The organism is Sporosarcina sp. QA0331 (assembly GCF_055808055.1).
On the sequence record NZ_CM147850.1, the window covers coordinates 1,815,966 to 1,838,555 of the forward strand.

The window sequence follows — 22,590 nt, forward strand, 5'->3', positions numbered from 1 at the left end:
AATGTGGAAATTAGTTAACGGTAAATTACAACAAACTATTGATACAACTCGGATTGAATTCAGAACTACGATAAGTAAAGCATTGATAAACGAATTAACCGATTTAGCGAAAAGTCATGACACGCATATCAATTATTTATTGGAAAGCGGTTTTATCAACTTATTATCAAGTAAAGATGGGATCTTATTTGATAAAAAACAACGACCGAAGGACCGTGAACATTATAAAACAACTTACGATAAAGAGCTTTTCGAAGAAATAAAAGAGTTGGCAAAGGAAAACAAACTTTATATCAACGATGTAATCGAATATAGCGCACAATTCATTGATGTAGAAAATAGTAAAAATAAAGGTCATAGGTATAGAATAGAGGTATGATCGAATACTTCACTTAGTGCCGTGGCCATAATATATATTAGTGGAAGTTAAATATCACATTAAAGTATACTCGTAACAGTGAGACGAAACCGATTTTTTGATCATAAATAAAACCTGCAGCGAATCATAAAATGATTTCTGCTGCAGGTTCTGTTTTCGGTTGTTCCAATACGATATTTCTTCGTTTCATTTGAATAAAAAATAACAACGTCATGCTGAGACTAATTAGACCGAAAATAATAACCATCACTTGTAATCCGACAATATCCAAAAATGCCCCAGCGCTCAACAATACGAATTGGAACATGACCCTTTCTAACATATTGCGGAACGAGAAAAATCGTCCATGGTATGCTTTTGGCATTTGTTTCTGAAAAATGACCATTGCTGTCGGGAAAAAACATCCTAATGCAAAACCTAGTACAGCAAATGCGCTCAATGTCAAAACGATGTTAGCTGCAAAATATAGCATGAATTCAGCAATTGCTACCATTGACGCAAAGAAAAATAAAATAACCGTCGTCTTCCATTTACGAGTAATGAATTTTACTGCAAAGGAACCGACCATGAAGGCAATTCCTTCAGCCGTATAAATTAATCCTTTAATCGACGAAGAGTCTTGTATTTCACTTATATTGATGACGATCAGATTGAATGAACCGAGAAATAATAATGGAATCATCGTCATAATTAGCGTCATGCCAACAGCAGGATACGCTTTTAAGACTGGAAAAACTTCCATGAATCCACCTTTTTCACCGTCTTTTCTCCGGGAGCCTGCACTCCCCTCCCCTTCATCGATTTTGAGCATCAATGTGAAGCCTAACAGCGCTACATAGGCAATCATCGATACCCAATACAACGAAGCCAATGACCAGTAAACGAGCATGACACCTGCAAGGGCCGTACCTACGACCCGAGCAACCGTTGCAACATTCATATGCAATCCATTCATCGTCAATAGATCGTCATCCTTTACGACAAGCGGTATTGCCGACTGCAATGCTGGAAAATAGAAAGTTGCCGACAATTGAATTGAAATGATGAATGCTACCATCCACCAGACAGAACCTGTTCCGATAGCGAGTAACATGAATACAACGCTGACAAGCCTTCCAAGTCCTGCTACAATCAATACAGTCTTTTTCCTCGATTGGTCAATAATTCGTCCAGCTGTTGGACCTGCAATGATACCTGCCAATAAACCGATTGATAATATGAGTGCTTTCACAAAATCTGATGGAATCTTCTCTTGTAAAAATTCCAAGTTTCCGATGATTCCAGTCCATAACCCGAGTCCGGCAATCATTTCCCCTGATAAAATGATCCAAACATTACGGTTTTTCCACATACTCATTCCCCATTATTCATTTTTTGTTATTTATTTCGACTATCGAATTATTATACGGTAAAATCGTAGAATTGTCACGGTAATCTTTACCTATATATTGACCAAGAAAAAACGCCTACTGCAGATTTAATTCTGCTAGTAGACGCTTTTCATTATTCCTTCGTTTCAGCCTCTTTATAGATTGTGATGACTTTTCCGTGTTTGCTTTCATCCACAAGTGAGCTGCCATTCGAATAGCGATCGACAAGCCTTAACGATCCTGCCTCGACTACGATTTTAGCATCTTTAGTCGTCAAAAGAACGGCGGTTTCGCTTGGTTTGACTAATTGACTGCCGACAATCCGATGCGGATTCGTTTTTAACTCTTTCAATACTATTACACCACGCTGTGCCCTTGCTGCGACCTCAAGTTCTTTCAATGCCATCCGCTTGACGGAGCCGCGCTGAGTGGCAATCAAAACGGATTCCGCTTCGTCGCGCACAACAAGCATAGATGCAAGCTTATCATTCGTTTTTAAATTGATGCCTTTTACACCTGCTGTCCGTACACCTGTAACCGACAATTCCGTAAGTGAGAAACGCAATCCATACGCCTGCTCGCTGAATAGGATGATATCTTCATCACCCGATACGAGCTGTACATCGACAAGCCGATCCCCTTTTTTCAAGTTCATCGCTTTAAACGTTCTAGAATAACGTTGTACTTGGAAGTCCGACAGCTTCGATACTTTGACGTTTCCGTTATCTGCAGCGGTAAGAACGAGTGTTTGGTCATCGAAGTTTTCGATACCGATTGCTGAGATGATTTCCTCATTCGGTTCCAATGAGATGATGCTTGATATATGCTGACCAAGATCACGCCAACGGATATCAGGCAGTTCATGCACGGGCTGATACAAGTAATTGCCTTGTGATGTGAACAATAGAAGGTGATGCTGCGTATTCATGACAGTTTCTAGCAGACTGTAATCGGACTCCTTCATCTCTTGTCCGGTGCCGTTTGAAGCACTGTACGAACGTATGCTCGTCCTTTTCACGTAACCATCTTTTGTAACCGATACGACGACTTCTTCGCTCGGAACGAGGATATCAAGATCCACTTTGATGTTTTCGATCTTCTCTTCAATGACAGATCTTCTTTGCTCGGAGAACTGTTTGCGGATTTCAAGTAATTCCTTCTTGATGACTGCTGAAAGTTTTTTATCACTTTTCAGAATGGCGTCAAGCTGCTCAATCAACTTTCTAAGCTCCGCGTCCTCTTTTTTGAGTTCGGTAATATCCGTATTCGTCAATCTGTACAATTGGAGAGATACAATCGCTTCCGCTTGCACTTCTGTAAATCCGAATTTCGATATAATATTATTTTTTGCATCGCGTTTGTCTTTCGATGCTCTAATCGTCTTGATCACTTCATCCAGGATAGATAGAGCTTTCATGAGACCTTCTACGATATGCAACCGGTCTTTCGCCTTCTGGATATCATACTCGGATCTTCTCGTAACGACATCCTTTTGATGGTCGATATAAGCATCCAATAGCATTGGCAAAGACATAAGAGTCGGCCTTCTATTAGAGATTGCTACCATATTGAAATTATACGTCACTTGAAGATCAGTATTTTTCAATAAATATTGTAAAATGGCATTGCCATCCATATCCTTCTTCAATTCGACTACAATTCGAAGCCCTGTACGGTCGGATTCATCACGTACGTCTGCAATACCATCGAGCTTTCGGTCCAATCGGAGTTCATCGATTTTCTTCACCAAATTTGCTTTGTTGACGTCGTATGGTATTTCAGTAATGACAATTTGCGATTTGCCTGCTTTCAACGATTCGATTTCCGATTTGGCACGGATGACAAATCGGCCTCTTCCTGTTTCATAGGCCGTCTTGATCCCATCCGTTCCTTGGATGATTGCGCCAGTAGGAAAATCTGGTCCTTTTAAGACCGTCATCAATTCCTCCACAGATACATCCGAATTATCCATTCTCATGAGTACCGCATCAATGACCTCGTGTAAAGCATGCGGCGGAATATCAGTCGCATATCCCGCAGAAATTCCTGTTGACCCGTTGACGAGCAAGTTCGGGAAACGAGAAGGCAATACGGTCGGTTCCGGCTCCGTATCATCGAAGTTTGGGATGAACTCTACCGTATTTTTACCTATATCACGCAGCATTTCCGCTGCAATCGCCGAAAGTCTTGCTTCCGTATACCGCATGGCAGCTGCCGGATCTCCGTCCACCGAACCGTTGTTCCCGTGCATTTCAATCATCAGATGGCGCAGCTTCCATTCTTGACTCATCCGCACCATCGCATCGTATACAGAAGTATCACCATGCGGATGGTAGTTGCCGATTACATTCCCGACTGTTTTCGCGGCTTTTCTAAATGTTTTATCGTGAGTGTTCCCTTCATGGAACATCGCGTAAAGAATCCTTCTTTGAACTGGCTTCAATCCGTCTCTAGCGTCTGGAAGCGCCCTGTCCTGAATGATGTATTTACTATAACGTCCAAAACGGTCGCCTATCACTTCTTCTAAAGGCAAGTCCTGGAATCGCTCAGTTGAAGTCATTCAAAATCCCCCTCAACATGCAAAAATTCATTTTCCAAAATATTATGGTCCTCGGTACCGAAATCGACGTTCGTTTCAATCCATTTCCTACGAGGCTCGACCTTGTCTCCCATGAGTGTGGTGACACGTCTTTCTGATTGTGCACCATCCTCTATTGTGACGCGGATAAGTGTACGGGTTTCAGGATTCATCGTCGTATCCCATAATTGATCGGCATTCATTTCACCGAGACCTTTATAACGCTGGAGCATATAGCCACGGCCGATTTTTTTGATTGCATCGTCAAGATCGGCTTCCGTCCATGCATACTCGACTTGTTCCTTTTTGCCTGTCCCTTTTGAGACTTTATAGAGCGGAGGAAGTGCGATGAATACTTTCCCTGCTTCGATTAGCGGCTTCATATAGCGATAGAAGAACGTAAGAAGAAGCACTTGGATATGCGCTCCGTCGGTATCGGCATCGGTCATGATGATTACTTTATCGTAAGCGATATCATCAATCTGAAAATCAGCGCCGACTCCTCCGCCAATCGCATGGATGATCGTATTGATCTCTTCGTTTTTCATAATATCTTCTAATTTAGCTTTTTCAGTATTAATTACTTTACCGCGGAGTGGCAAAATCGCTTGGAAAGTTCTGTCTCGGCCCTGTTTAGCTGAACCGCCGGCAGAATCCCCTTCGACTAGATAAAGCTCATTTTTTGAAGCGTTCCTCGATTGAGCAGGCGTCAGTTTCCCAGTAAGAAGCGTTTCCGACCGGCGGCGTTTCTTCCCGGTACGCGCATCTTCACGAGCCTTGCGCGCAGCTTCCCTAGCCTGTTGGGCACGAATCGCTTTTCGGATCAGATTTCCGCTTAGCTCGGCATTCTCTTCTAAGAAATAGAGCAACTGCTGGGAGATAATTGCATCCGCTGCCGTCCTTGCTTCACTCGTTCCCAATTTCCCCTTCGTCTGTCCTTCGAATTGAAGGATCTCTTCAGGAATTCGGACAGAAATAATCGCAGATATACCTTCCCGGATATCTGAACCATCTAGATTTTTATCTTTTTCCTTCAATATGCCGGTTTTCCTCGCATATTCATTGAATACCCGTGTCATTGCGGTCTTCGCGCCGGTTTCATGTGTTCCGCCATCTTTCGTTCGCACATTATTGACGAATGAAAGGATCGTCTCAGAATAGCCATCGCTGAATTGAAATGCAAATTCCACTTCAATTCCTTCGGCTACCCCTTCGAGATATGCAACATCATGTAGCGTATCTTTCTCTTCATTCAAATAGGAGATGAATGCTTCGATGCCGGTTTCGTAATGAAAAACATCATGCTTTTCAGTGCCTTCTTCTTTTAGGTCGATTTTCAAACCTTTCAAAAGGAATGCAGACTCCCGTAAACGTTCTGACAACAACTCATATTGATATTTGATCGTTGAGAAAATCGCTGGGTCCGGCTTGAAATGGATCAATGTCCCTTTTTCCCGTGTCGTTCCGATTTCTTCTAATGTAGTAACCGGTTTCCCGCCATTTTCGAATCGTTGCCTGAATTTCTTTCCATCACGAAAAATCGTCACTTCAAGCCACTCGGAAAGGGCATTGACGACTGATGCGCCTACGCCATGCAGGCCGCCACTCGTCTTGTAACCTCCCTGCCCAAACTTTCCGCCAGCGTGAAGGACGGTCAAAATGACTTCTACTGTTGGTTTTCCCGTCTTATGCATTCCCGTCGGCATTCCGCGTCCATAGTCGCGAACACCGATACTGCCGTCTTTGTGTATCGTAACGTCAATTTCAGAACCATATCCAGCAAGTGCTTCGTCAACTGCGTTATCGACGATTTCATAGACAAGATGATGAAGCCCCCTGGAATCCGTGGAACCGATATACATTCCTGGGCGTTTCCTTACAGCATCAAGGCCTTCCAGCACTTGAATCGAATCATCATCATATGTGTAAATTTCTTCTTTCTTCGTCAAATCGCAACCCCCATCAAACGAATGTTCTCTTTTTCTTTATATACTATCGTATCGCTTCCTGTAAAGCTTGTCAAATCAACGTTTCAGGAAGCTCGCTCAATTAATTGTATAGAAGAAACCTCCTGAATGCAATGAGATGAGGAAAATCTAGACAATATGCTTATTACATTACTTGACACATTCCATTGTCGGTATTCATCTGTTCTGCTAAACTAAAAACACATATATACTCATTTTAATAAAGGGGAGCGCCATGGAAATTATCATTCTTATACTAATCGCTTATTTACTCGGATCAATCCCATCTGCATTATGGGTCGGTAAACTGTTCTATGGAACCGATGTACGGCAGCATGGAAGCGGAAATCTTGGTGCCACGAACACTTTCAGGGTTTTAGGAAAGACAGCAGGTTTGATCGTCACCATCCTCGACATTTTAAAAGGGACAGCTGCCGTGCTACTTCCCCTTTTGCCTTACTTCAGTTCGGCAGAAATCCATCCACTTCTACTTGGTGTATGCGCAGTGATCGGCCATATGTTCCCTATCTTTGCGAAGTTCAAAGGGGGTAAAGCGGTTGCCACTTCGGGTGGTGTGTTGCTCGGCTATAACTGGCCTATTTTTATTATCGTACTGCTGACGTTCCTCCTTGCTTTAAAAATCACGAAGATGGTATCCCTATCGTCTATGATCGTGGCAGTAGTTGGATTCATTTACTGCATTGCCTACTATGTATGGACAGGAGATATTTATCTGATGATCATCGTCGGGCTGATGGGTGTTTTCATTTTCTATCGGCATAGGGCGAATATTGCTAGGATCAAAGCAGGAACTGAGCCAAAAGTGAAATGGTTATAATACAATGGAAGCAGAAACCGAAAGGCGGGATACAAAATGAAAATCGTTTTATCGGATGATGCACTGAAATGGTTTACGGAAGAGATGGAAGCTGAAACCGGCGATTATATTAAATTTTTTGCCCGATATGGCGGATCTAGTCCATTGCATGATGGGTTTTCGCTCGGCGTCATGAAAGAGCAGCCTGACGAATTGGCGGTCGAAACGGAGATGGCCGGTGTACATTTTTATATTGAAAATAGGGATTACTGGTTTTTCGATGAACATGACCTCCATGTAGACGTCAATCCCAAATTGAATGAACTTGTTTATACGTATAAAAAAGCGTGATGGCTCTGCCACACGCTTTTTTCGTTCCGTAATTTCCCATTTTTACGCTGTAATCTATTTGTAAAGAAGTCCGATAAGTCTTCTACTGGCTTGCAGTCTCGCAAACCGACTTTTCCTCAGGCAAATATTCCCTCCCAACCATCCTCATATTCCATGCTACTATCAGTCTCAGGTAAGACATCACTAATCTCAGGAGGCAAAACATGAAACGTAAACTTCTTTCAGCAGCATTAATCACTTGTGTCAGTGTCAGCTCCCTGGCCATTCCTTCGTACGATCAATCACAAACAGTCTCTGCCGCCACGATAACATCTCAAACATCGCAACAGGCTGTTGCAGCAAAAGCAGAGCAATTGATTCAAACGGCAAAGAGCTTGATCGGAAAATCGACATATAGTACGGCGGTATACAAGCCTACATATCCGTATAAGTTTTCTTGCGCCACTTTCCTTATGTATATCTTCGAGAAAAATGGCGTAGATCTTGCGACATACAATGAAGACTTCATGATGCAGCAAGGCACCGCGGTTGCAAAAGGGCAATGGCAAAAAGGGGATCTTCTCTTCTTTAGTAGTAAGGCATCGAAGATTCCAGATCACGTCGCTATGTATATCGGTGATAACAAAGTCATCCACATGGCAGATCCTAAACAAAACATCATCATTTCCGATTTGAACAGCAAACCATATTATACAGAAAACTATATCGGTGCACGCCGTGTGCTCCCTAGTTTGATGTCATCAAATCCGGCAACGAAAGGCGACAAAATTGTCAGCCTCGCCTATGATTTGAAAGATAAAGCAACGATCGGATCCGTGAACAATGAAAGCACTAAGAAGTTTACGAGCACCGGTTTCGTTAACTATGTATACAAAAACAACGGAGTCACATTGAATGCTTCAAGCTTAAAAGATCTTCAAAGCAAAGGGACAACTGTTTCCCGTTCTAACTTGAAGAAAGGTGATCTTGTCTTCTTCAATAGCGTGAAAGGGTCAACTACTCCTAGCCTTGTCGCTATTTATGCAGGTGATCATCGTCTTGTCCTCCCGAATTCAGGTGGTGTGATTACGCGAGTAATGCTTGTAGATTATTACAAAGATCATTACATTACTGCGAAAAGAGTGTTCACGAACAATACGTCAACTACTCCTTCCGTATCTAAACCGTCAACGACAACTCCAACTGTGTCTAAACCGTCAAGCACGACTTCAACATCAGCGGCAGACAAGGTTGTCAATTTCGCAAACAGCTTGACGAACAAAACGAAATTCGGATATGGATACAATGAAAGCACATTGACATTTACAGGTGCGGGTTTCACGTATTATGTATATAAAAAGCAAGGAATCGATTTGAAAAGCAAGTTGGCAAGTCAGCAAGCGCAAGCTGGAAAAGCTGTTTCGAAATCCAATCTTCAAAAAGGAGATCTTCTTTTCTTCTCTTTGGATAATAAAAGAACAAAAGTAAACCAGACGGGCATTTATATTGGTGGCAATCAATTTATAAGCCTTTCCACTTCTGGCAAAGTAGTACAACAAAGCCTTTCTTCCAAATGGGCAACGCAGAACTTTGTGAAAGCGCGCCGCGTCCTTAATTAATATAAGAAAAGAAGCATCATAACGCTATGTCGTTAGATGCTTCTTTTTCATTTATCGTTTCAATGACTTTGCAAATTCAATCATGCCACGGCTGGACATTGGCCCTTTGATCAGCACAAGAGTTTCGTCATCGAATAAATGATCCAATCGATTTCCGATTTTCTCCACTTTATCGAAAATCCTTATATTTGCTGTACTACCGTCCCGTATCGCTTGCCTAGCGATTTCTTCTGCCTTTTTACCGATTGTAATGAGTGTATGGATGTTCCGTTCGGCAACTAAGCTCCCGATTTCTCGATGATATTTCTTTTCGAAATTTCCAAGCCTATTAATATCGCCTAATATAAGGATGACCTTTTTCCCTTTCCCGATCGAATCAATCACCTTGAGTGCAGCTTCCACTGATGTCGGATTATTCGTCCATGTATCATCAATAACGGTGCTGCCGTTCTTCCCTTTCGAGAATTCCAAATGCCTACCCATGTTTTTATATGTTCTCAGCCGTTGAATCGCAATTTTCAAATCCATTCCCATTTCATGAACCGCAGCGAACGCTGCAAGTGCATTGCTAACTTGGTGCTCTCCGTAGCCTGGAACAAAAGCGTTATATTCTTTGTGATTCGTATGGAGAATGAAGTCCATCCCGCCATCCCCATATGCGATTCGGGAAGCTTTGAAATCAGATTTTTCATCGGTGCCAAAGTAGATTATTTTTCCTCGGAAGCCGTGGATCCTCAACTTTTTACTGTTCTGGTCATCTGCATTTAATATGAGTGTGCCACCATCCCTAATGCCCTCGATGATTTCCCCTTTGGCCCTTATATACCCTTCCAGATTTCCACACCCGTCCAAATGATGTACACCGATGTTCGTAATGATTCCAATCGTCGGTTGATAAATCATGCATTGGTGTTTTATATTTCCTGAATTGCCGAGGCCATGTTCGAAAACGGCAGCTTTCGTATGTTCATCAATTCCCATTAAATATGGAAATGAACGTCTCGGTTCGTTTTTGCTGCTGAGCGATGCATGCACATTCCACATGCCAGAGAGCATATGTTTGATCATATCTTTTGTAGTCGTTTTCCCACAAGTTCCCGTTATCGTTACAACCGGTATTTGAAACAGATTCCGATAGTAATCGATGAACTTCCAATAGCTTTGCACTAGGCTCGTCACTTGCATGACTGTCGTATTTGGCAACACGTCTTTCACATCAATTGAGGACTTATCCGTGATGACAAGGGAAGGGCCTTTTTTATCGATCGCTACCCAATTAATAGCATCCCCCTTGCTTGCAAAAAGAAGGGAATTTCGTCTCAGATGATCATGGCGCTTATAATAGATGGCATCTTCCACTTTCCAATTTACCGGTCCGGTAATGATTTTTCCTCCGAGTACTTTCCTAATGTCGTTGACAGCTATCGGCTTCATTGCATTTCCTCCCTTCCATCGAATTTCAATCAGTCACTCTTTTTATGTTTCCTTATATAGTAAGAAACTTTTTCGTGGATTTCATTGTTGCCAAACATGTAAAACATAGATAGAGATGGAGCATAATTCCCTTCAATCACCCATACCGCCCCTTTGCCATCGATTCCAATGTCAAATCCGATAATCGAAAGTCCTCCATTGTTTCTCCAAAGTCTTTTTGACGCCTTTTTACAAACTGTTTCAATCCGTTTAGCACATCGATCAATTGAAATATCACTTTCCGCTTTGAATAATGCGTTTTCCAATGTAAGCAAATTACTGGCCCGGTTTGAAACAAAATAATCTTTCGCCGCCACTTTCACAACCGTCCCTGTAACAATCCATTTTCCTTCATCGAATTGAGTGATAACCCGCACATCAAATGGATTTCCATTGATTTCTGAAAGAGAAATACGTTGTTGAACAATATAATCTTTTTTTGAAAGATACAGTTCATATATATATTTGTATAGTTGGTCAAAATCATCTTTGAATGTTTTGTTTTGTTTCTCATGCACCTCGAAAGTCATATCTCCTGTCATCGATATTTTTACGATTCCTCTTCCTTGTTGCCCTACGCATGGCTTGATGATCACCTCTGGGTAGGTGTTCAAGTAGACAAGCAATGTCTGTTTTGTGCATAATTCAGTAGCTGGCAAGAATGGTCGTAATGACTTTTTTTGATGAAGTGAGTGGTATTGACTCCATTTGCTATTGCGTTCATGTAAAACTGTATCGGTAAGCCAAAACTGTTCGGCTCCGTATTTAGCAATATCTACGATGATCGTTTGACAGCTTGGATAAGCTGTGCCTAATAGTTTTGCTGTATTTAGTAAGAAAGTATTCAACTTCCATTTAAAAAATAGATGTTCAGAAACGCAGTTTTCATTTACAGAAGTATTATGGACGATTTTCCAGACGGCTTCAGGGGATTTTCTGTGAAGGGTGATACGGCATAGGCAGAGTGTGGAAGGATTCATCGGCACAGCTTGAATAATGTAATATTTTCTTATGCAAACTTGCTTGCGTAAATAATCGTATATTTCCTCTTTGTTACTAAAACGTAAAATTTGATCTCCTGTTTTCAATTCAATCGCATCAGTTACTGAAATGAGGACTTCCTGCGCCCCTACAATCGGTTTGATAATGAAACAATTGTGTGTTGCGAGAAAACTGTAAAACGCCTCTTCTGATAACAGCTTTGTTTCCAACAAATGCATTGATAAGTTAGAATCTGATTCCAACACTTCGTGTTGACCATAACGACCCCGTATCCCCTTCACAGACTACCCTCCTTTAACGTTTATCCGAAAGAGCTGGAACCCCCGACCGAGATCGGGAGTCCATGAATGATCAATCATCATTGCAGCCGAGCGCCATAATCGAACCTTGTGCAACCGGTGCTGCACCATTTTGATTGAAGAAACCAGTTATGACAAAACTTTGTACGATGTCTACGTTCGCCGAGGCGACTTGGTCTCTGAATTCCGCTGTAAATGGAAACTGAACACCGTTGATAAGTCCCGTTCCGGTGACGGTCACTTCACAGTTTTGACCTTGTCTATTGCAATCTACGGAAGTGATTGAATTTGCCTCAAACGTGAAGCTATTCACACCACCCATTGTTTCTGTGTCAACGAACTCTAAGGACAATGTCGACGATTCCAGTCTCGTTGCACATACGTTCGCCATGTACGTCAAGTCCCCTTTGACGGTCCCCATTTGTCCATTGAAGCGAACATTATTCCTTCTTGACACCGCATTGACTATTACACCACACGGACATTCCATACCCATAATGTTATCCCCCCTTTCTATTTGAACTACTTCTACTATATTGATAAATGAAAGGAGGCGGCTTGGTGTTTGTCCCAAATCGGGTAGTTAAAATATTTTCGGATCGATCGATTCAAGTTGATTGCCTATCAATTTTCCTATCTGCCCGTATATTCTTTTTTCTTAATAGGGTGGAGAGCTTTTTGATCGCTTCACTGAACATGTCACCTTTAACGAGCACAATTGAATCCTCTGCTGCAACTTTTTTTAATAATTCATACGCAAGAATATGATTATTGAATGAATGGACTTCAATTGCGACGCCCTTTTTAGAAACAGTATCCGCCATTATTTTTGCATGCTTTCCGATCGTAAGGAGCATATCGATTTTGCTTTCTGCGATTATTTCGCCAGCTTTTTCATGAATCGCATATCCCCAAGAGCCGAGGTCGGTTATTGTTCCAATGACTGCAATTTTCTTTTTAGAGGGTTCTATCGCCTGCAACACTTTCAATGCCGCCTGCAATGAAGTCGTAGTAATGCTCCATGTGTCATCGATGATTATTGCCCCATTTATCCCATCCACTAGCTGCAATTGTTTATTGAGCGTCTGAAAAGTCCTGAATCGGACTGCAATTTCGGCAAGCCCCATGCCTATTTGGTGGGCTGATGCAATGGCCGCTAGTGCATTGTAAATCTGGTGTTCACCGAGACCCGGCACGAGCATTCTGTATTTCTTTTGCTGATGTTCGAGCGTCATATACATGCCTTCGGATGAAAAGCAGACTTCGCTTGCTTTGAAATCGCATTTCGAATGAATGCCGATTGTTATGATCTTTCCATTGAAGCTTTTTAAATCCAAATTCTTCGTGTTTCGATCATCCGCATTAATAATGAGAGTCCCACCTGGTTGAAGAGCATTGCACATTTCCCCTTTCGCAGCGATATAACCTTCTAATGTTTTGCAGTAATTAAGGTGATGCTCGCCGATGTTCGTGATAATCCCGATTGTCGGTTTCAAATAGGCTGCTGCATTTGTAATATCGCCCGGTGCGCCGACCGCCGTTTCAAACACAGCTGCTTCTGTTGTGTCATCCATCCCGAGCAAATATGACAAATGTGCGGTCCGTGAATTATTTGTACTGTTCGTATGTGCAACTTTGCGACTAAAAGATAATAGATGCCGAATCATTTCCTTTGTCGTCGTTTTCCCGGATGTTCCTGTTACGGCGATGACAGGAATATTGATAGACGCTCGGTAGTTGTTGATGAACTTCCAATAGGATTCTTCTAGATTTTCAACTTTAATGATTGTTACATCCTCGGTTCGTCCGCTTACTTCCATTTCCCGGTCCGTCACGATTGCTATCGGATAAAAAGGTTGCAGCCTTTCCCACTTAACAATATTTCTTTTCAAAAATAATATCGTATGGGTATGCCTTACTTGTTTTAATCGGTAAGCACCGTGTTGTATAAGCAGATCATCTTTTCCATGGATCAATTTACCACAAATGATTTTGCGGATATATCCTGTCGTTAGAGGTTTCATTTAGTTCACTCCCTTCCCCCTTTTCTATCGTATGCCCTTCCTTTTGAAGAGCCTGTACGAAAAACCTGCGTATAAGAAATCGTCGATAGTTACTGACCTATAGATGTATAACCATGTACATAAACTATTCGGTCATAACCTATATAGAGTTGTCTTATATGAAGGAGTGGACTTGTTGAAAACGATCATCTTTATCGGTGCAAATAAATCGGGTTCGAGTAGAGAAGCGATCAGGGCTGCCGAACGGCTCGGCTATTATACAGTGCTATTCACAAATAATGAGAAGCAAATCAAGCAACGAAATGAATATGTAGACGTCCATGAAATGATATTCGTCGATACGACTAATCTGGCTGCGATGCAAAAAGAGATCCGATCATTAAAAACTAAAGGAAATGAAATAATGACGATTGCCAGTTTTGTCGATTCGAACGTCGGCCGTGCATTGAAACTATGTGAGGAGTTCTGTCCGAACGGTACATCTTCGAAAGCCGTAGACATTATGGAAAACAAAGCAGGGACAAGGGCTTCATTAAACGAGCTGCCCTTTTCCCCAAAACATTTAACAATATCCCCAAAAGCGATGTTGGACCCAGCATTATTAGAAACTTTGCCTGATTTCCCCTTAATAGTAAAATCGGCGTCATCAACGGGGTCGAAGGATGTTTTACAAGCTTCCGATTTGGAGCAGCTGAAGCGTCACATTCGAAAATTGAAAGAAAAGGATCCGTTGGAATCGATTATTATCGAGGAATTCATCGAAGGAGATCAGTATCTAGTAGAAGCAATTGTCCATGAAAAGAAAATTCATATTGCAGGTGTCGTCCAACAGGAAATCACGTACGGTAAGCGTTTTATCGTAACTGGGTATGGTGTGTTTGCAATTGTGCCGAAGCACTTAAACGATAGCATTATGAAAGTGCTCGAATCCATCGTCGAGAAATTCGACATTCGAAATGGAGCACTGCATGTTGAAATGCGTTTGACGGAAAACGGATGGCGTCTTATAGAAATCAATCCAAGGATTTCAGGTGGAGCGATGAATAATATGCTGAAAGCTGCTTTTGGTTTTGACTTAGTCGAAGAAACGTTAAAATTATATTTAGGTGAAAAACCTTCCTTAGTCCAGAAGCATCGATATTTCGTATTCACCCAATATGTCATTATCGACCAAAAAGGGATTTTGGAAAAAGTGACCGGTAAGAAAAAGGCGAGAAATTCTCCTGGCGTCGTGGAAGTGTATGTGAAGCCGAAAAAAGGGACACAACTCATGCCGCCACTGTCAATGGGTCACCGGTACGCATACGTAATTGCCAAGGGTGGAACGATGGAAACTGCAAAAGTATTGGCGAAAAAGGCTGCAGAACAAATAAAATTCCACTTACAACAATAGAAGAAAGGACTCCTACAAAAACGGAGTCCTTTCTTTCGTTCAACTATAGTTTTGGTCGATGAATTTGACGGTTTCAAACATATTTGTTTTACTAGCGCCTTTAATAAGGATGGTGTCATCTTTCTGAATGAGTTTTGACAGCAAGGCATGCAGCTTCTCCCGATCGGTGAAATGATGGATCTTATCTGCAGCCATTCCTCTTTTTAAAGCTTGGGCACCGATTTCCTCCGTACGGAAACCATATGTGATTAACACATCGATCCCCTGCTGCTTAATATAATCTCCTAGTTTCCGATATTCCTTTTCACGTATATCACCGAGTTCCCTCATTTGTCCGATGATGGCGATCTTTCTATGCTTCGCAAGATTGACAAGGACGTCGATTGCTGCTCGCACTCCTTCCGGATGGGAGTGGACGGTGTCGTCAATCATGGTAATGTTGTCCTTGCAATTGTAGATTGTTAATCGGCGTGGTGGTTTTTTGAAAATGAGACCTGTTTTAATTTCCATTGGTGAAAATCCTAATTGGTCCGCTATTGCAATTGCGGATAATGCGTTATACACATGATGCTCTCCGAATATCGGGATGAATAGCTCGACTTCTTCATTGTGGAGCTTCAATTTAAAGCCCATGCCCTGGTCCGTGTATTGGACATCATATGCACGGTAATCCGCTTGCTTCTGAATGCCGATCGTAATTGTCTTTCCTTTGAAATTCTGTGTTTCCAAAAATCGTGAATTGTCGTTGTCACGATTTAGGCAAAGCACTCCATATTGATCCATCCCATGAATCAATTCAGACTTTGCTTTTGCAACTCCCCTTGGATCACCGTTGAAGTTTCCGACATGCGCCAATCCTACATTCGTCACTATCGACATATTTGGCTGGATGATCCGACAATGCTCGGTAATAACACCCGGATAGGCCATGCCATATTCCAAGACAACTGCCTGATGGGAGGAGTTGATCTCAGCGGCATGCTTTTTCGTATGTTCCGTCGTATTCCAATAATCTTTCGATTCAAAGACATTCCATTTCTTTGATAGGATGGATGATAGGAATGCTTTCGTCGTTGTTTTGCCCGCGCTTCCGGTAATGGCGATGATTGGCGTCTCTATAGATTTGGCAGATTTTTTCCGCTTTACTTCCTTGATTTTCAGCTGGATGGCTTTTTGGTTTTTAGCCAAATACATAGCATACTTAATTGTGTTTTTGACAACGTCCAACTCCAAGTAAAATGCCGGTGGACAGCCCGGACGCCAGTTCACTTCATAGATCCATAGCTTCCGTTGTTCATCCATTCCGACGTCGACTCCGATTTCATCGATCATTTCACCGAATTTCTCCATTTGCAATTCATCCAAATGTTTTGCTAAAGATAATGAAAAGAACTCCAGTTTCTTTCGGATGTTGAATGCCTCGTTCTTAAATTCATGCTCCAAAAAAGGATCTAAATAGTTCGTGTAACCGCCACTATTGATGTTAGCAATGATGGAACCTTGAGGTGCGATCCGTGGATAAATTGTCGTAATGACCCATTCGCCATTGCCATCTTTTTGAACATGCAGCCTGAAGTCGAAAACTTGCCCTGTCTTCGTCACCGATTGAATATACGGTTGGACGATGAATGTCTCTTTCGATAATTTCTGTTTGATGAATCCATTTAATTGTGATTTTCCGTACGTCCTGTTCGTCCCTTCTCCTTTAACAGTGAAACGTCCTTCTTCTTGCACAATAAAAAAAATCCCTTTTCCTTTCCGTCCATCGATCGGTTTGAATACTACTTTTTCAAAGGCCGATATAAATTTGAAAAAATGATCCGCATTCTTCACGACTTCAGTAGGTATTAAATAGCTAGCAAAATCCTTTGCTTCCTTCAATCGACGGCTGACGCTCCATTTATTGCCGATTGAATATGTCGTAAAAGGTATTTCTCTTCTCAATTTATCGATGATCTCTCTCGACTTCGATAATTTCTCTGGACTCCCTGCATTGTAGATGACATTCGGAAATGGCATGACTTTCGATTTCCATTCACCTTTTTCATACACTTGTCCTTTGATCGTACGATTCAAAAAGTTCACTTCTCCGGGCGAGAAATAGTAAAATGTCGCTCCTTCCGCTTGAGCTACCGCTGCAAAAGCATAAGCTTTCATGACCGTTTCCGGATCCTTCCGATGATGCAGCATGCCTATAATCGTCATTAAAATCCCCCTTTACTCTTATTGACGGTTCTCTCTAGTACATTCATGCGCATCTGAAGTGATAAGGACAAGAGTTTACAAGCGGTATATTTAGTTTTCCTTTCCTATGCCTTTGACTCGATAATCGGCAATGGACGGCCAACAAGTTCATGAGATAACGGGATGATTTCTCTAAAGCCGCAAAGTTTTACGAAGATGAAATCGGAAGTTTTTTTAAACGCATAAAGATGCTGGTCAGTAAGAGGGGGCTGACCTTTCAAATCGACAGGTTGAAGTAAAGATAATTGCGCAATGCAAGTTTCTTCATCAATTTTTTCCAATCTAAAATAAGGAGTAATGTTTCCATTCGTAATTGCGGTGAAAGAGGTGGATTGCTTCGTTTGCAGCATGAAGGGGATCGTGTCCTTCGAATCGGTCATATGAATGAAACGAAATCCTTTGCCGAATTCCGCAAGCGATTGTTGCTCTTTCAATAAATCTTTCATTTCTTCGCATAAGTTGCACCGTTTCAACTGAACCCCTCCTTTTTTTATCTTTTTTATAACGGTTCCACATAGAATTTGATTAACTTGACCGCGTGTTCTGCTCGTTCCTTTGCCACATCCGTTGATTCGCCGACGGCCATCACATATCCGTATCGATTTCCCATTGATAATGGCGGCATCATGATTGAACCGATCGGCGGTTTCACTTGGACGTCTACAACTCCAGGACATAAAGCAGCATGTTCGACTCCATCTATCTCCAATAGATACCCTGTGCTATGGACCGTTATATAAGTGGTATGGACTGACATCTGTTTCCTTCTTATTAAATTCGGCTCTTCGCCAACATAGAGTTGGATCGTTTCTTGAACTAGATTTATACGAAAAGCCTCCTCAATCATACGGTTCATCGCACCGCCTGAAATTCGGGGATTCAGTTCTATCAGTTTCCAGCCATCTTGAGAAAGGCGCATCTCAAAATGGCACGCCCCGTGATGAAGGCCGATTTCTAAGACAATACCATTGACTGTCTTCCATAAACTCCTATAATCTACTTCATCCATCGTTGTAACAACATCGTACGCTGTGACAATGAATGTGTAATCCTGACTGATTTCCTGCTGAATGATGGCAACGATAATCGGAGTAGCCTCTACGACGACGACTTCGATAATATATTGGGGACCTTCTATGAATTCTTCAACAAGAAGCTGCTTTCCGGGTAGTCGATTTGTCAGTCTCTTTACTGCAAGTTCATAACTCTTTTCATTTTCAATGAAATAGACATCTTTTGATCCGTTAGAAAACGGATTTTTCATAATGAAAGGGTATTTCATTATGCATCGTGTAGCTGTTTCTGTAGTGATTATTTCAAACTGACATGACGCCCGATTGTTTTGCAATGCAAGACGAGTCGTCATTTTATCTTCCATTAACTTCAATGCGCCGTAGGAAATGACGGAACCACAAAATTCATTGGAAAGTTTCGCAGCCATGGATACATACGGATCGACAAAACTGATAATTGCTTTAATGTCGTGACCTGATTGTATGATTTGGCCAATTCGCTTCCGAACCATTCCTTCCTCCAATGATTCCATATAAATGATTTGAATGTCTTCAAGCTGTCTTCGCAAAAATGATTTTCGATTCGTCATCAAAATCGCTGCATATCCTAACCGACTCGCAGCTGCTAATGCGTCCATGCTCGATCCTGTTGCAGATGTTCCGATAAACACAATTGCCCCCATTATTTCATCCTTCCATGAAGACAATCCTCTTCTTTCAATTGTATGCGAATGTACAATAATGCTTTAGGCAAATAAAATAAGCATGAAGGGCTATCCCTCATGCCTCAGCCTGTTGACAAACGCTCGCATCCGTTGTTGCTCGTTTCGCTCGTCCGCTCATGAACTTTAGTTCTATTCGCGTCTTCGCTCGACTTCGCGCCTAGGCTGACAAGCGTTTTCAATCAGGCTGAGGGAATCCTAATTTATAGCTAATCCCATAAAAATAGAGTGTAGACAAAGTCAAAAAACGACTTTGTCTACACTCTGAAGCATGAAGGGCTATCCCTCATGCTTATCCAATAAATTGAATCGATTCACTTGCTCCATCAAACCAGCATCCAGCAATGCTTGCAACTCTGTTTTGCCGAAAAGATCGAAATGAGGATAATCTTCACGATGGTCGATCCATTCAGGCTTTAACCCGTATCTCTTTCCCCATTCGATTAATTTAGCAAGATCTGTGCAACCCGCCTTCGTTACCGTTTTACAGCCCGGGAAACGATCATCGAGCCAGTAGTGGGTGAGAAAAGCGATTTCTCCAGCTTGGACCGCTTCTTTCCACGCTTTCAATTCGGCGCGATTAATACCGAACGCCATCAGTCCGTCACCCGGCAGATTTCCATATACTTGGCATCCCATTCAGGATCGATTTTTCGCAATGAAACCGGTCTAAAACTGTCCTTTTTCACTAAAATATGTTCGGAAGTGGCGGTTGCGGCAACGGTCCCATCCTCATGAAGGATTGCGTAGCCGTACACAGTCCGTAGTTTCCCATGGGACTCTACCCACGTCCGAACGGTTGCTTTCTGCCCGTATCTCATGGCCGCCTTATATTGAATGGATAAATCAATAACAGGGGAAAGATATCCTTCGGCCTCGAGACCAGCGTATGTAAAGCCTAGATCTTGAATAAGGCTCGTTCGGCCAATTTCCATCCATACTAAGTAATTGGCATGATAGACGACGCCCATCTGGTCCGTCTCCGCATACCGGATTTCTACTTCTTTTTCACTGACAAACATTGACACTTTCATCACCTCTGTTGTCAATTATACAAAAGAGGAAGGAATATTGCTGTTTGTGTAACTTATTGATTGAGTTAAGAAACGTTGATTTCCGTTCCAAGCGGACGCTTTCCGCGGGCAGTAGCCTACAATATCCTGCTCGCAACGCTACGCTTGTGCTCGCAAACGCCGTTCCCGTCGGAGTCGCCGCTTTGCACTTCAATCAACTAATAAAGTGGATTAAATTTTTATTTCAATTTCTTGTGAAAAATCATCAATGATCTCTACAACTTCAATTGCACCATTAATCAATAGCTCAGGAAGTTCGTTTTTTACATTGCCCTTCCAATAATCTTTCGCTTGGGCAATTTTTTTGGCGAAAGGCACACCATCTTCTTTTGGTAGAAGGTTGGCATCCCCTTCAAAGCAACTTCCTTGCACTCGCAATTTAACAATCTGTAAAACGTTTCGATTATAGGAGTCGAACAATTCTTTCCATTTTAATGCGTCTTCGTATGTTTTGGCAGCGTATAAGCACGATAATCTGGAAGGATAATGGGGATACTCTTGTAATCTCACCATTTCTGTTATTACTTCTCTAACGGCTCTGATCGTTTGGCCCATATATCTGCTAACCACTTCGGCATCTGCCTTATCCAAATGTAAGCCATCACTTGTATAGTGACCTTGTAAGATCTGTAAAGCGTCCTTTCCTTGGGAATTCACTAGTTCTTTTTCAAAAAAGAAGCGATACAATGTGTTGTGTTGACAGTCGTTAAAATGAATGATCTGCCCAAGTTCCATCTTCTTATTTGTGACGATATGGTATGCAACTATTTTATTTTCTATCTTAATACGCCTCCCATTACCCTAATTAAGCTATTAAAATTTCAATCATAAAATTCCATATGCGGTTTATCTTTTTTATAATAGTTTAATCTGTCTTGTAAAGTACCAGTATGAAATTCAAACTTATGTCCATCAGGATCGGTAAAATAAATCGACTTCTTATCCCTTTTATCTCTTGGACGACCGCTTAAAATAGTTACATCTAATCTTTCTAACCGGTTATATATAATATCAAAATCTGCTTCTTCAATTGAAAAAGCAACGTGTGTATATGATTGACTAATTTCACTACGGGGAATATCTTCTTCCAAATTAAGAGCTAACCAAATACCGCTCAAATCAAAATATGCAGTGCTTTTCCCTTTAACCAACAACTTAGCCTCAAAAACATCATGGTAAAATTTTATCGACTGTTCCAAGTCGGAAACTGAAAACAATATATGATTTAGTCCTTTTACAAACATCATTTCCCCCCGGAATAAATGGTTTTGCATTACTTGCCTCCTGAAGAAGTTAATTCATAAATTTTTGTAGTATATCTTTTGTATATCAGCCATTATGTATGACACTTTTAATTATAGCTGGCCAGGTGATATCACTTCTTCAATTGTTTTCAATGTACTTCCAACAAACGCACTGAATTCTTCCTCTTCCTCAAAAAACGGATAATGGTTGCTATGTAAAAACGAGGTGAATTGAGCGTTAGGAAGGCACTCTGCTATTTCAACACCGAATTTATGCGGGCATTGGGCATCGTATTTACCTGCGTATATAAAAGCCGGCAAGTCAATTTGCTTTAAGTCTTCCCTGACATCATACGTCTTGCAATCCACTTTTCTGAAATACGTCAATCGGTCCCCGACCGTCTTGCCGCTATTCGGCTTCTGAAAAGCGGAATCCATTTTCTCCTCCGAATGAAAAGACATCAAATTCCATTCACGGCCTAAAGCTCGTCTTTCCTCCAATGCTACGTCTGGTGTATCGAGTCGATCCATTATTTCAATGATGCGTTCGAAGTTCGGATTTTCTCTGCAATACATACTGCCTGGATCCGCACTATACTCTACGCTTGCTGCAGCACCGCCAGCGATGATTTTCGTTAAAGATTCTTCTCTCATGACAGCATACACAAGAGCCAACATGCCCCCGGTCGAATGTCCTGCAAATCCCCATTTCGGCAATTGGAGCGCTTCCCGTATCGCTTCCAAATCCAATACGGATTCCTTCATGCTATATTGCTCATCTGATTGCGCACCTTCCGATTTTCCCGCTCCACGCAAGTTGATGAGATAGACATGATAATGATCCGTAAACGGGTTCGCGAACGCATTTCCCCGTTCATCGTATTCACTGTATAGATGAGTGACGGCTAATGGCTCGCCTTCCCCTTTTTCAAAAACTTCAAAAGTCCCTCGCGCTGTGTCAATCAAACGTTGTACCCACATATCCAAGCCCCCATAATTCGATATTTTCCAACTATAGTTAATTATAACTCTATCGATTTTGA

At 41.8% G+C, this 22,590-nt stretch carries 20 protein-coding genes; 5 read left to right on the top strand and 15 right to left on the bottom strand.

All coding sequences use genetic code 11. The features are described 5' to 3' along the window. The first annotated feature begins 1 nt into the window (after position 1). Complete coding sequence (locus tag AC0L13_RS08910) at positions 2-379, top strand: rRNA methyltransferase (RefSeq protein WP_473646074.1); 378 nt, start codon at positions 2-4, stop codon at positions 377-379. 124 nt (positions 380-503) lie between these two features. Here AC0L13_RS08910 and AC0L13_RS08915 read toward each other — a convergent pair whose 3' ends face one another. The 3 genes from AC0L13_RS08915 to parE all read right to left on the bottom strand — a co-directional run bounded on the left by AC0L13_RS08915 (position 504) and on the right by parE (position 6,276). Beyond that, entirely contained in the window at positions 504-1,730 is a 1,227-nt protein-coding gene (locus AC0L13_RS08915; RefSeq protein ID WP_473646077.1) for an MFS transporter, read from the bottom strand. 152 nt (positions 1,731-1,882) lie between these two features. Then, positions 1,883-4,309, bottom strand: coding sequence for a DNA topoisomerase IV subunit A (parC, locus tag AC0L13_RS08920; RefSeq protein WP_473646080.1), 2,427 nt, complete (start codon positions 4,307-4,309; stop codon positions 1,883-1,885). After that, positions 4,306-6,276, bottom strand: coding sequence for a DNA topoisomerase IV subunit B (gene parE / locus AC0L13_RS08925; RefSeq protein WP_473646083.1), 1,971 nt, complete (start codon positions 6,274-6,276; stop codon positions 4,306-4,308). The genes parC and parE overlap by 4 nt, the downstream gene beginning before the upstream one ends. A 253-nt stretch (positions 6,277-6,529) precedes the next feature. Between parE and plsY the strand changes: the two genes are divergently transcribed. From plsY to AC0L13_RS08940, 3 genes are all read left to right on the top strand, one after another. Continuing rightward, positions 6,530-7,132 carry a glycerol-3-phosphate 1-O-acyltransferase PlsY gene (gene plsY, locus AC0L13_RS08930; protein WP_473646085.1) on the top strand — a complete coding sequence of 201 codons (603 nt, stop codon included), beginning with the start codon at positions 6,530-6,532 and terminating at the stop codon, positions 7,130-7,132. A gap of 36 nt (positions 7,133-7,168) precedes the next feature. Next, positions 7,169-7,462, top strand: a complete 294-nt coding sequence (locus AC0L13_RS08935) for a HesB/YadR/YfhF family protein (RefSeq protein ID WP_473646088.1) — start codon at positions 7,169-7,171, stop codon at positions 7,460-7,462. Positions 7,463-7,665: 203 nt separating this feature from the next. Further along, positions 7,666-9,060 carry a C40 family peptidase gene (locus AC0L13_RS08940; protein WP_473646091.1) on the top strand — a complete coding sequence of 465 codons (1,395 nt, stop codon included), beginning with the start codon at positions 7,666-7,668 and terminating at the stop codon, positions 9,058-9,060. A 51-nt stretch (positions 9,061-9,111) separates the two neighbouring features. Here the strand turns inward: AC0L13_RS08940 and AC0L13_RS08945 are convergent, their stop codons facing one another. The 4 genes from AC0L13_RS08945 to AC0L13_RS08960 form a co-directional block, all read right to left on the bottom strand. Next, positions 9,112-10,494: a UDP-N-acetylmuramoyl-tripeptide--D-alanyl-D-alanine ligase gene (locus tag AC0L13_RS08945; RefSeq protein WP_473646093.1), complete on the bottom strand. Its 1,383-nt coding sequence runs from the start codon at positions 10,492-10,494 to the stop codon at positions 9,112-9,114. Between the two features lie 29 nt (positions 10,495-10,523). Then, on the bottom strand, positions 10,524-11,816 hold the full coding sequence (locus AC0L13_RS08950) for a YheC/YheD family protein (protein WP_473646096.1): 1,293 nt from the start codon (positions 11,814-11,816) through the stop codon (positions 10,524-10,526). A 70-nt stretch (positions 11,817-11,886) separates the two neighbouring features. Continuing rightward, entirely contained in the window at positions 11,887-12,330 is a 444-nt protein-coding gene (locus AC0L13_RS08955) for a hypothetical protein (protein WP_473646098.1), read from the bottom strand. 112 nt (positions 12,331-12,442) lie between these two features. After that, the gene (locus AC0L13_RS08960; RefSeq protein WP_473646100.1) at positions 12,443-13,858 is read right to left on the bottom strand and encodes a Mur ligase family protein; all 1,416 of its coding nucleotides are present in this window, start codon (positions 13,856-13,858) and stop codon (positions 12,443-12,445) included. A gap of 175 nt (positions 13,859-14,033) precedes the next feature. Between AC0L13_RS08960 and AC0L13_RS08965 the strand changes: the two genes are divergently transcribed. Next, entirely contained in the window at positions 14,034-15,251 is a 1,218-nt protein-coding gene (locus AC0L13_RS08965) for an ATP-grasp domain-containing protein (protein ID WP_473646101.1), read from the top strand. A gap of 39 nt (positions 15,252-15,290) precedes the next feature. On the opposite strand, the gene AC0L13_RS08970 is transcribed toward AC0L13_RS08965, so the two are convergent. The 8 genes from AC0L13_RS08970 to AC0L13_RS09005 all read right to left on the bottom strand — a co-directional run bounded on the left by AC0L13_RS08970 (position 15,291) and on the right by AC0L13_RS09005 (position 22,528). Beyond that, complete coding sequence (locus AC0L13_RS08970; protein ID WP_473646103.1) at positions 15,291-17,456, bottom strand: YheC/YheD family protein; 2,166 nt, start codon at positions 17,454-17,456, stop codon at positions 15,291-15,293. Between the two features lie 104 nt (positions 17,457-17,560). Beyond that, positions 17,561-17,968: a CotY/CotZ family spore coat protein gene (locus AC0L13_RS08975; RefSeq protein WP_473646105.1), complete on the bottom strand. Its 408-nt coding sequence runs from the start codon at positions 17,966-17,968 to the stop codon at positions 17,561-17,563. 26 nt (positions 17,969-17,994) lie between these two features. Beyond that, the gene (locus AC0L13_RS08980) at positions 17,995-19,215 is read right to left on the bottom strand and encodes an ATP-grasp domain-containing protein (protein ID WP_473646108.1); all 1,221 of its coding nucleotides are present in this window, start codon (positions 19,213-19,215) and stop codon (positions 17,995-17,997) included. A 294-nt stretch (positions 19,216-19,509) separates the two neighbouring features. Beyond that, positions 19,510-19,827: a hypothetical protein gene (locus AC0L13_RS08985; RefSeq protein ID WP_473646110.1), complete on the bottom strand. Its 318-nt coding sequence runs from the start codon at positions 19,825-19,827 to the stop codon at positions 19,510-19,512. Then, positions 19,827-20,252: an acyl-CoA thioesterase gene (locus AC0L13_RS08990; RefSeq protein WP_473646923.1), complete on the bottom strand. Its 426-nt coding sequence runs from the start codon at positions 20,250-20,252 to the stop codon at positions 19,827-19,829. The genes AC0L13_RS08985 and AC0L13_RS08990 overlap by 1 nt, the downstream gene beginning before the upstream one ends. Before the next feature lie 222 nt (positions 20,253-20,474). Continuing rightward, entirely contained in the window at positions 20,475-21,038 is a 564-nt protein-coding gene (locus AC0L13_RS08995) for a DUF2441 domain-containing protein (protein WP_473646112.1), read from the bottom strand. A gap of 86 nt (positions 21,039-21,124) precedes the next feature. Further along, positions 21,125-21,547, bottom strand: coding sequence for a FosM family fosfomycin resistance protein (fosM, locus tag AC0L13_RS09000; protein WP_473646925.1), 423 nt, complete (start codon positions 21,545-21,547; stop codon positions 21,125-21,127). 111 nt (positions 21,548-21,658) lie between these two features. After that, positions 21,659-22,528, bottom strand: coding sequence for an alpha/beta fold hydrolase (locus AC0L13_RS09005; RefSeq protein WP_473646114.1), 870 nt, complete (start codon positions 22,526-22,528; stop codon positions 21,659-21,661). Positions 22,529-22,590: the final 62 nt, after the last annotated feature.